This is a genomic window from Clostridia bacterium (genome assembly GCA_017394805.1).
Lineage (GTDB): Bacteria > Bacillota > Clostridia > Christensenellales > CAG-1252 > RUG14300.
In genome coordinates, this window is the sequence record JAFPXC010000009.1 from 76,865 (window position 1) to 89,054 (window position 12,190).

Below are 12,190 nucleotides of genomic sequence, written 5' to 3' on the forward strand. Positions count from 1 at the left end.
GCAAACTTCACTTTCGCATAGCGAATACTTCACCGCGTGTCGCGATTCGGATTTTGCTATTAGAGGTGGGCGGAAAATTCGACGCGACGCGCAAAAATCTTCATTTTTCTCAATTTTCCAAAAAAAATGCTCTGCCTCATCACTTGTGAGGATATGCTCGCGCCCCCGCGTATGGTATAATGATGGCAAAGTGTCGCAGTGTCGTCATACGCTGTGAAGAAAAACCTAAAGGAGGTACATATATGACAAGTAAACTCAACTTGCGTCTGACGCTCGCTACGGTTGCCATTGTGGTGGTATTGGCTATCGTACTCGGGCTTATCGTGACGCTCACCCCCGCCGTGCAAACGGCGAGCGCCGAGATAGAAATCGGCGGCGGTTGGTATAATCACACGGTCTACGAGTGGGAAGACCCTGCGGATGATGCCAACCTTGCCTACATCCGTGTGTTGGATAACACCAGCGCGGAGTACTACGATTTCTTCTGGACTACTTCGAACAATGAGCCTTTTACCTATTCGCTCGCTTGCACCGCGGACGAGTTGGTCAATAACTTGTGGACCGTTGACGTCAATACGTCCGACGATTTTACGGGTGTTGATTACAGGGCTGGTTTGGGCAATACGTTCACCGGTTACTATGCCACTTACGATAGCACGAGTGACCGCCCCGGTGAGTATTTGGTTGGCGCTCCCACCAAGCCCGGCCAGTACACCGTGGTGATTTATAACGACAGCACCGATAAGCCCATGGCATGGGTGGCCGTCAAGTTGTACAGAGAGTTCGGCCCCTTCAAAGTGTTCAACACCGAGTTCACCTATGGCACGTACAGCGGCAACGATCTCATCGACGCTTTGTACAGCACCTCTGACTATGGCTACGCCAAGTTGGCTCAGGATTACTACGACGAGAAAGCCGGCTATCACTATGGCGCTTACATCGATGACGAGGGCGAAACCATGCGTTACGGTCGCAGAGTCAACAACAACCTCGACGCCGACGGCGACTGGAACAAAGGCTCTGCGTATTTGCCCGCGGGCAAGTACAATATGACCGTGTGGTGGGAGGATTGGTCCGGCGGTTCCGCAGGTGACATCGGCAACGTGGGCGATCCTGCACTCGAGATCGAGGTCAAGCCCTTAGTGGTCAACGAAACGTATGGTTCCTCTCAATTCACCCGTACTTGGGGCGACTATGATTTGGATTTCTATCAACCCATGGCCATCGATACGAATCCCAACGCTCAATTGGAGTGGTGGTATGACGACGGCTCCGAGGACGGTGCCAAATTGCCCAGCGGTTTGGATCTGCAACCCGGCAACTACAGCGTGTGGCCCGTGTTGACCGGTTCCGACGTGGAAGCCGGCAACATCGTCATGGGCAGAATCGACGTTGATATGGATGAGGCCAACAAGGCCAACCCCGCCACCCTCGTCATCAATCCCATCGACCTCACCTACAGCATCGCCAACGACGCCTTCACCGGCCTGACCTACGGCGACGCTATGAGCTTCGGGTTCAAGACCAACGTCTACACCAACGAGACCGCCAGAACGGCGACTGCCGTCTCCAATTGGGGCGCTATCGATTACTATGTGCGTTGGTACTACGAGGACGCCGAGGGCAAGCATGACTTTGATGAGTTCTGCCCCGCCGGCACCTATACCTTGAAGTATGAGTACCTCGGCAGCCAAGTGTACGGTTTCGAGACCGGTCTTACAAAGAACGGCGACAGCTTCTTCGACGACGAGAATCCCATTCGCGTCACCATCAAGAAGGCTTCCGTCACCGACGCTACCGTGTATATCGGCACCGAGCCTTCCTCTATGTCGCTCATTATGTTCACCGGTGACTACGTCGAGGCCTCTCACCTCAACGAGTTGTACTACGTTCCCACCGGCTTGAAGTTCAGCGTGAAGAGCATGAGCGATCCCGCCGCCAAATTCGCCTTCGACGGCTGGAAGAGAAATCCCGACGATGACGAAGAAGAGCCCGTGACCGACCTCTCCGAATTGATCGGCAACAACGTTTATTTCGCGTATAACGTCTATGCTGTCAAGAACGTGGGTACCGAGGAAGAGCCCGAGTGGGTCAAGGATACCAACTACAACGTGGATCAACTCTCTTGCGCCGTGCGTATCAACCGTCGTCGCATCCAAATCGTGCCCGACGTGAGCATGCTGTACTACGACGGCACCGAGCAGGTCCCCGGCTTCACCATCCAAGGTGTGGACGGTTACCTCAACCCCAACGAGCCCGCAGCCCCCGAGTTCCGCATCGATGACCCCTGGACCGTCTTGGCCGAGGCCGACAACATCATCAAGGGCACCAATGCCGGCAGTGGTTACGACTACGGCGTCCAAGTGCTGGACGACACCCGTTTCATTATCGACGATATGGGTTCTCTCCACTTGGCTTACACCTGGCCCTACAGCATTGAGCAAATGCATCCCACCTTCGAGTTCACCAAGCTCCAAGACTGGTTCTACACCGAGGCCATCATGGTTCATGCCGGCAGCGAGTACGATGACTTCATGGAGTATATGGCCAAGAAGATCTCCATCGAGTTGGTCACCACCGGTCTCGAAGGTGACGAGGTCGAGCTTGACTCTGTGCAATGGACCGTTAACGATTATGACTGGTACGCGCCCGACGAAGACAAATTCGACACCGACGTCGCCAACTATATCGGCAAGACCATTACCTTCCGGTTTGGCAACGCCGTGTCCGACAGCGGCAACGTGGCCAGTTGGTCCGACAGCTATTCCTTCACCGTGGTCAAGGCTCCCGTGTACTTCATCTATAATGATTCTGCCGTAACCTTGAATCCCACCGACCTCAACCTGCAAGCGGTCGCATGGTACGATTGGACCGCCGTGCTCTTCAATCGCGAAGACGGCATCGCGGTCGAGACCAGAATGGAGTTCTCCGTGGACTACGATATGAACGACGACCTCAACCATGACGACTTCTTCGAGTTGACCAATGGCAGCAACGGTGCCAAGTTTGCGGGTGAATACAACTTCACCATCGGCTTCAGCACGGCGTCGTCTACGATGATCTCCGACTACTATGAGATCATGAATCCCGAGGTCACCTTCACCATTCCCTGGAATATGGTTACGGTGGAGAAGTTCGATTTGCCCACCGACTTCACCTACGGCGGTGAGGACGGCAACAGCTACTATCAGACCCCCTTCGTCGACTTTGTCGGTGAAAGTGACATCATCGGTGCTACCGACGGCTTCGGCGAGGCGGCTCAGACCTTCCGTATTCCTTACGAGACTTGGGAGTTCCGCACCTCCACCGAGGATCCTTGGACCCTTTGGACCGACGTTAACTATCCCAAGGATGTCGGCGTCTATCTCGTGCGTTACAGCGCCGTGTTCTACAACGTGACCTGCGACCAATACGCTTGGAATGACGAAACCGGCAAGTGGGACGTCTATCTCGACGTGGAAGACTATTTAGGACAAAAGACCCGCGACAAGGGCGTCTACAAACTCGACTACGTAGAAGGCACCTTCCGCATCAATCCCCGTGACCTCACGTTGCAATGGATCGGTTTGGACAATATGTACAACGGTTTCGGCCACATGGCCAACGCCAACGCCACCATGGCTTACGGCGAAGCGTTCGACGAGTGGGTTGCCTACACGCAAGATAGCTACACCGACTACCAAGAAGGCGGCTATGCGCTTACCGCTGCGTTCAAGAAGACCAACAGCTTGGGCAACGACAACTACAACCTCGTCAACCCCGCTGCCACCTTGTTCATCAACAAGATCAAGGCTACCGTGGTTGCGGACGACATCGACGAGATCTACGGTTGGGCTCCCGTCTACACCTACCGCATCGAAGGTTTGGTCAACGAGGAGACCGAGGCGTCCTTGCGTACCGCGGGCGACCTTACCGGTTATCCCTATCTCCACTCCTCCTATGCGCAATACTCCGACGTGGGCGAGTACGGCATCGTGTGCGAGGACAGCAACCTGTGGGCTCTCAACTATGAGTTCGAGTTCCAAGACGGCACGTTGACCGTTGCGAAACAATCGTTGACCGTCAGCATCGACCAAAACGCGTACTACGTCTACACCGGCGAGGCGCAAGCTGCCTTTAGCACCACCGGCTTCAACGTCGACCCCGACACCTTGCGTGAGCAAGACAATGCGCTCTTGACCTACAAGTTCTCCAAGACCGCGGGCGGCTATAGCACCGACGTGCCCACCTGGACCGATGCGGGCGACTACACCGTGTACTTCCAGGTCACGAGCACCAACTACGAGACCTATACCGGCAGTTACACCTTCAACCTCGCCAAGGCCACCATCCAAGGTTACATTCGTCAAAGCAAGACCTTGACCTACAATGGTGCCGAGCAGGGCGGTAGTGCCGCACTCGAGGATACCATTGCCACCGTGGCTGCGCGCGATACCTCCAGCATCGTCAAGCAATACAAGACCTCTATCGATGGCGCTTGGGGCGGTCTGCCCACCTTCATCGATGCCGGTACGCACGGCATTTGGTTCAAAGTCACCGCCGACAACCACGAGGACATGCAAGACTACTACGAGATCGCCATCGATCCCGTCACCGTCACTTACAAGTTCATGATCGACGGCGAAGAGACCACCTCTGCCGAAACCACCGGTAGTGATCACACCGTCACCGCCACCATCACCAACAGATTCGGCTCTGACGACGTCAGCATCGAATTGTCGGGTGATACCGTCGAGTCGGAGAAAGGCAACTACGTCGCCACTTTGACGTTGATCGGCGCCGCCAAAGCCAACTACTTGTTCGCAAACGGCGACGACACGACCAGCGTCAACTGGGCTATCGGTTTCGCCACCATCACGGGTGTCAGCGTCGTGCAGAGCGGCACCGTTATCTACAACGGCACCGCTACCGCTGCCGCTTCGGTTAACACCGCTGCGATCACCAAGCATGGTGAAGACGCCGTGTTCTATTACAGAAAGAGCGAGGCCGACGAATGGTCTACTTCCATTCCCGTGTTCACCACCGCCGGTGCGCATACCGTGTACTACATGGTCACGGCCGAGAACCACAGTGCTTTCGGTGGCAATGACAGCGACAAGTTCACCGTCGTAGTCAGCGCGCGTCCCATCACCGTCGGTTTGAGCGGTGACGGCAGTCACTTTACCTATGGTGACGACGACAGCACCTTCGTGGCAGGCAACCTCGTTGCCCTCAACGACACCTCCTTGGGTGTGGGCGATACCTTCGCTGATGTTGCTACTTATGCGTTCAATCTCAAGAGCTATACGCAGCAAGGCACCTACAATATCAGCGTTACTTCGCTTGGCAACGCCAACTACGACTTCGCGGGCGCGACCGCGCAGTATATTATAGACGCGCGCACGTTGCGCTTCGACTGGAGCCACACCGGCGACCTCATCTACAACGGCTCTGAGCAAAAGCCCACCGTTGCTGCCAAGGCCGAAGACGTGAAGAACGGCGACGTCATCAGCATCACGTTGGGCGCAGGCAAAGTCAATGCGGGCAACGGTTACACCATTACCGTCACCGAGATCGGCAATGCCAACTACGTGATTGACAACGCCACCAAGTCCACCACGTTCTCCATCAGCCCGAGACCCACTTTCGTCACGATCGACAACAAAGAGAGCGTGTACAACAAGACCTTGGCCGTGCTCAGCTCGGCAGCGGCTGTCTCCGATGGTTACTATCCCACCGTTGCCAACGACGGTGCGCAAGGTCAAATCTGGTCGCTCTACTTCAAGAAGAACGGCGTGGAGGTCAACCTCGACAAGACTTCCGACGTGGGTGAGTACGAGATCTGCGGCAGAACGTTGAACAACAACTATGCTGTCACCTTCGAGAACGGCGTGTACACGATGTTGCCCGCCACCATCACCAACGTCACCATCGCGCAGGACGGCGTCTTGACCTACAACGGCGTTGCCCAACAACCCGCGCTCAAGAACGTCAGCGCCAAGACGCAAAATAGTGAGGACTGGGAGTTCTGGTATTCTGCCACCGAAGACGGCACCTATACCACCACCGTGCCCACCGCGTATACCTACGCCGTGAATGCGGTCAACCGCCTCTACTACGTCGTCAAGGCTGCCAACCATAGTGATACCGCGCCCGCGTACATCGACGTCACCGTCAACGCGCGTCCCATCACCGTGACCATCAACGCCAAGGATAGCTTCTACGGCGACGCTCAAGTGGCGCTCGACGCTGTGGCTACCTTCAAGAATAGCTTCAACGATGGCAAGAACGTTATCGTGGACGGCGAATTGCCCTACGCTCTCGCTTGCGAAGTGAACGGCAAGAGCCACACCGGCGCGTATAGCATCACCGGCAGCTGCGTCAACTTCAACTACGACATCACCTTCGTGGCGGGTACTTACACCGTCAACAAGAAAGTGGTCACGCCCAAGTTCTATGTGGACGGAGCCGAGGTTACCGAGGCTATCGCGCTGTCCTATGACGGTGTGGAGCATACCTTCGTCGTCAAAGCGGCAGGTGTCAATGGTCAAACCATCACCATCGCCGTAGACGAGTGGACCGATCCCCAAGGCAGCACCGAATTCGAGGTTCCCGCGCAAGCGTTGTATGCCGATGACGAATTCGACTATGCCGACTACGAGATGGCCGACTACAACGTGCCCGATTACTCCATCGTCAAGCGTGAGATTACCGTGGAAGGCACCCTCGATGCCAACCTCACCAAGGTGTACGGCAACCTCGAAGGTCTTGATCAACCCTTCAGTTACGTGCAACTTGCCACCGGCAGCACCTTGGCCGTGGGCGACGAACTCGCCGACGTTATCACGGTGACCTTGGCCACCAAGTTGACCAATGGTGACGAAGTGGTCTTCGCACCCGTTGCCGACTTGAGCGACGTTTGGAATGTCAACAAGTATTATCTGTACGTCATCAACCTCGACACCGATCACTATGTGATTAACGAGGAAGAAACCTATGCGGTGGGTATCCTCGACGAAGAAGTGGACTACCTCGACATCGTGGCGAGAAAACTCACCGTCACCGTGGATGCCAAGACTTCCGTCTATGGTGCAGAACCCGCCGTGTTGACCGCCGTTATCGCGGCCGCCGAAGATGATCAAATCGCTGTCGTCGACGAGGACGCCACTCCCTACAGCCTCGTCTGTGCTGCTGTGGCCACCTCCGCTGTCGGTGCGTATGACATCACCGGTTCCTGCGTCGACGCCAACTACGACATCATCTTCGTTGGCGAAGCCGGTGCTTACACCATCACCAACGCCACTCTTACCGGCATCAGCGCCGCGCAAAGCGGTACCCTGACCTACGACGGCACCGAGCAAGCGGCCACCGTGAGCACCGCCGCCACCTCCGTGAATGAGCAGGCTGTCGCCTTCACCTACAGCAAAGCTGCCGACGGTACCTTCTCGGCAAGCGTGCCTTCCTTCAAGAATGTAGGTGAGTACACCGTGTACTACAAGGTGAACGCCGCCAACCACAACGAGGCGACCGGTAACTTCCAGGTGACCATCGTCAATGCCGAATTCGCCAACGTCAGCGTGTCGCAAGCCGCTGCCCTTACCTACAATGCCGCCGAGCAAGTCGCTACTGTTACCAAGGTTGCCGGCACCAAAATCGAGGCCGACGTGGCTGCCTTCACCTTTGCTAAGGCTGCCAACGGCACCTTCGCCGCCGACGTGCCTTCCTTCAAGGATGCTGGCGAGTACACCGTGTACTACAAGGTGAACTTGGTCAACTACAACGAGGCGACCGGTAGCTTCAAGGTGACCATCGGCAAGAAGGCTTTGACCGTCAAGGCCGACGACAAGTCCATCACCTACGGCGACTACAAACCCACCTACACCGAGAGCTACGAAGGCTTCGCGGGTAGTGAGGACAAGGCTGTGTTGGGTGGTGAGTTGACTTTGACCTGCACCTACGAGCAGTTCAAGTCCGCCGCCGGCAAATATGACATCGTGCCCGCCGGTCTCACCAGCGACAACTATGCCATCACCTTCACCAAGGGCACCTTGACCGTCGCCGAAGGCGAGTTCGAGGCTGTCGAAGTCAAGGACGGTGGCAAAGTCGAGGTCGACGTTGACGCCGCCGCCGCTTCCTCTGTCGAGGGCGTGGACATCAACAAGATTATCGAGGCCGCTGCCAAAGCCGGTGACAACGCCGGTTTGACCCTCACCGTGGGCGAAGGCAACAAAGCCTCCTCCATCGTGTTGAATGCCGCCGCCGTCAAGGCCTTGGCCGGTAAGGACGTCAAGATCGCCTACACCGTCAAAGAGGGCGCCGATGCCGCCGATGCCATCAAGGGCGCCGAGCTCGTGCTCGACATCACCTTGAGCGGTATGACCGATGGCACCGCCACCATCACCGTGCCCTTCGCCAACAATGCCCCCGGTGGCAAAGTTGCCAAGATCTTCTACGTCGATGAGAACGGCAAGAAGACCGATATGAAGGGTGTGTTCGAGAATGGCACCGTCACCTTCACCACCGATCACAACTCCACCTATATGGTCGGCTACGTCTTGTCTATCGGCTCCATCGTCGGTATCGTCATAGCGGCCGTTGCGGTAGTTGCTATCGTCATCGTGTTGGTCATCGTGCTCGGCAAGAAGAAGAAAGCCCCCGCGGCCAAGGAAGAGGCTCCCGCCAAATCCGAAGAGGCCGAGGAGACCGACTCCACCGACGCCGAGTAATCCACAACAATAGTTACCCTCAGGCGGCTTCACTGCCGCCTGGGCAGTACCTACTAGCAACCAAACAAAAGGCTGTGCCTCAGTGCTGTTCCATTAGGGATTTTATGAAAAAAGAAATTCGATGGTAATTGCACTGTCAAGCGGTCAACAAACAAGGATTTGGAAGTTCCAAGTCCTTTTTTTGTTTACGGATGGAGGCTTTGGGATATATGGTTGCATACCTTGAATTATTGTGAAAAAAGTGATATAATAAGGACGTTATCATCAAAGAACGAGAGTATGATCCTATGAACGAAGTTAAGACGACGCTGAAACGGATAGCGGTTTATTATCTGCTTCTTGCGATCAACATTCTGTTTTGTGCGAATATCGTTGCGGACGTGTTTCCCACCCGCAATCTTTCCGCGATCTATTTGCTCGTTCTTTCCGTATGTCTCGTTTTGTATTACGCGCACAGAGTCGTTCCGTCGGGCTATTTGTCGGTGATGGTGAAAGCGCTGTCCGTAATGGCTGTTTTTCTCATCCTTTTGCGCGGAATAAAGTACAGCGCGGTGTCCGAGATCGGCGTACTTGCGCGTCTCTCGTGGTATCTTTATTACGTGCCGATCTTGCTCATACCGCTGTTTTTGTTCGCCATATCCCTTCTTGTATCGTCCAAAGACAATTCGCGTTTACCGAGACTTTGGTTCGTGTCGTTTGCGCTGACCGTGGCGCTTCTCGTTCTCGTTTTGACAAACGACCTCCATCAGCAGGCGTTTGTGTTCAACCCCAACTTCGACAACTGGGACAACGATTACTCCTACGCTTGGCTGTTCTACGTCGTCAACGCGTGGCAATTCGCCTTGTCTTTTGCGTCCATTATTATATTGATCTATAAATGCCGCATAAGCAGTTCCAAGAAAAGCGCGTGGATCATCCTCATTCCGTTTGCGATAGGGATCGTCCTGTACGCGCTACTTCTTACGGGCGCAATGCCGAAACTGAACGGCGCATACATCGTCGAGTTTCCCGAAGCGCACATTTTTACGGCGGCGACGGTGTTGGAATGTTGCATGACTTTGGGACTTATTCCGACCAATACCGATTACGGCAAAATGTTCCGTAGTCTCTCCATCGCGGCGCAAATTACCGACAAAAAAGGTACGCCCGTTTACGCTTCGGCGAAGTCTTCGCCCCTGACGAGCGAGCAGTTTGCCGCGGAAAGCGGCACTCGTATCGACGAACATACCGTACTGTATAAAATGCCCATTCCCGGCGGCTTCGGGTTTTGGCTGGACGACATGACCAATCTCGACGCCCTCAACGAAGAATTGGAAGAGGCGAAAAATTGCTTGCAAGAAGAAGCGGAACTTACACGTCTGCAAAACGAATTGAAAGAGAAACAGACCAAAATCGAACAAAGAACGCGTGTGTACGACGCGATCGCCCGCCGCACGCAAAAACAGTCGCAAGACATATCCCTTTTGGCAAAAACGGCGCGAGAAAGCACCGACAAAGCGGTAAGGGAAGAATGTCGCAAGCACATTACGCTCCTCGGCGCGTATATCAAGCGTTACGCCAATCTGACCTTGCTTGCCGAAGAAAGCGACGTCATAGCGAGCGGAGAATTGGGACTTGCCGTCAGAGAGGTCTTACGCTATCTCAACTACTGCGGCAAGCCGGGCGAAGTGATGATAGATACCGATTGTTTGGTATCTTCCGAGGCGGCAATCGCCGCATTCGAGGTCTTTGAAACGCTGTTGGAAGACAATTATGTCGGCTTGAAAGGCGTGTTCGTCAACCTCTCCGGCAAAGAAAAAGTGACTTTCAAAATGATCTTCGAGGACTTGGACGAGCCCATCTCGATCTTCCAAACAAAAGAACTGACGGACGTCGGCATAACCTATGATACCGCGCGCGAAGACAACGTCACCTATATCTCGTTGACTCTGCCAAAAGGAGGTGAAAAGCTATGACTTCCTTTGATACGCTTTCCGCGCTTCCTCGTGCATTCTTCGCTTTGTGGGCATTGCTCCTTTGCCTTGCCGGTATCGGGGGCGTGTTCCTTCCCTTGTGGAAGAAACGCTACCTTTTCTCCCTACTCGCGCTCGTCCTTTTTCTACCCGCATACTTTATGTGGCAGGTGATTTTCGACGTGGCACTGTTCAACCGATTGGGGATCGTCGTGTCATCGGTCACCGAGACGCTCGGCGGTATCGATTGGGTGTGGTGGTTCGTCGTATTATTCGCGCTTTCGGTAGCCCTTTTGTGCCTTTTGGGATACAATATTCGATATGAAAAGAGCCACGTCACCTTGGGCTCCATCAAGAAATACCTCGACCAGTTGCCGTGCGGCGTGTGTTGCTACAAGGATACCGGCAGAGTGCTGTTTACCAATATGTGCATGAACGAACTGTGCGCCACTATCACCGACGGACAACTCCTCAACGGCAATTCGTTCCACGTCGTCGTTGCGGACAAGATATTGACGGTAGGCGACAAAATGTGGCGTTTTACCTCTTGGGAACTGACGGTGGGCAAGGATAAGTTGCACGAGATGATCGCCTCGGACGTAACGAGCGAATACGCCAAAACGCAGGCGCTCGAAAAAGACAAAGCGGAACTATCCCGCCTCAACCGCGAACTGAAAGACTACAATCTGAATATCGACGATGCCGTAAGAAGGCAAGAGATCCTGCAAGCCAAAGTCAACATCCACGACGAGATGAACCGGCTGATGCTCTCCACCGTTTTGGCGGATGGCCAGGACGCGGCGACGATGGACAAGATATTCGCTATGTGGGAGCAAAACGCCCTTCTTCTTTGTATGCAAGCGGACGACGCGGCGGATAAAAAGGCGATTGGCAAAATCAAAGACCTTGCCGACGCGCTCAAAATCCGCTTGGTTTGGCGGAATCGTTTGCCCGGCGTCCTCACCGAAGAGCAACGTGGTTTGTTTCTCACCGCCGCGCAGGAGGCCGTAGCCAACGCCGCAAAACACGCGGGCGCAAAAGAGATCGCTATTGACTTTGCCGCAACGGAAACGAGTGTAGAATGCCGGCTTACCAACGACGGGGATATGCCGAGTGGTGCGGTGACCTTTACGGGCGGACTTCTTAACCTTAAACGCCTTGCGGAAAGACAAGGCGCACGTGTAGAGACTTTCGCCGACGAAAACTTTACGCTCGCAATCGTTTTTCCTCGCAAAGATTAGCCGGATGGCTGATGTGCAAACTATTTTATAGTTGTATAATAGAAGCAAGCGTGCAAGCACGAAGTATTTGCGTTACGCTTGCGCCGCATTGCAACACGCGTCTTTGCGACAGCAAAGGTATGCATGGCATACGGCAATCGCAAGATTGCACGCGGTATTGTTGTATAATAGAAGCAAGCGTGCAAGCACGAAGTATTTGCGTTACGCTTGCGCCGCATTGCAACACGCGTCTTTGCGACAGCAAAGGTATGCATGGCATACGGCAATCGCAAGATTGCACGCGGTATTGTTG

3 protein-coding genes are annotated in these 12,190 nt (G+C 54.6%); all 3 read left to right on the plus strand.

The features are described from left to right. Window positions 1-242 precede the first annotated feature (242 nt). The 3 genes from II896_02335 (at window position 243) to II896_02345 (ending at window position 11,898) form a co-directional block, all read left to right on the plus strand. Window positions 243-8,705, plus strand: coding sequence for a hypothetical protein (locus II896_02335; GenBank protein ID MBQ4443483.1), 8,463 nt, complete (start codon window positions 243-245; stop codon window positions 8,703-8,705). Between the two features lie 287 nt (window positions 8,706-8,992). Continuing rightward, the gene (locus tag II896_02340) at window positions 8,993-10,660 is read left to right on the plus strand and encodes a hypothetical protein (protein ID MBQ4443484.1); all 1,668 of its coding nucleotides are present in this window, start codon (window positions 8,993-8,995) and stop codon (window positions 10,658-10,660) included. Then, window positions 10,657-11,898, plus strand: a complete 1,242-nt coding sequence (locus II896_02345; GenBank protein ID MBQ4443485.1) for a hypothetical protein — start codon at window positions 10,657-10,659, stop codon at window positions 11,896-11,898. Before II896_02340 ends, II896_02345 begins: the two co-directional genes overlap by 4 nt. The last annotated feature ends 292 nt before the right edge of the window (window positions 11,899-12,190 follow it).

What these genes read in the sequence shown, in the direction of transcription:
- II896_02335 (MBQ4443483.1), top strand. Translation starts at nt 243, where the DNA reads ATGACAAGTAAACTCAACTTGCGTCTGACGCTCGCTACGGTTGCCATT.
- II896_02340 (MBQ4443484.1), top strand. Translation starts at nt 8,993, where the DNA reads ATGAACGAAGTTAAGACGACGCTGAAACGGATAGCGGTTTATTATCTG.
- II896_02345 (MBQ4443485.1), top strand. Translation starts at nt 10,657, where the DNA reads ATGACTTCCTTTGATACGCTTTCCGCGCTTCCTCGTGCATTCTTCGCT.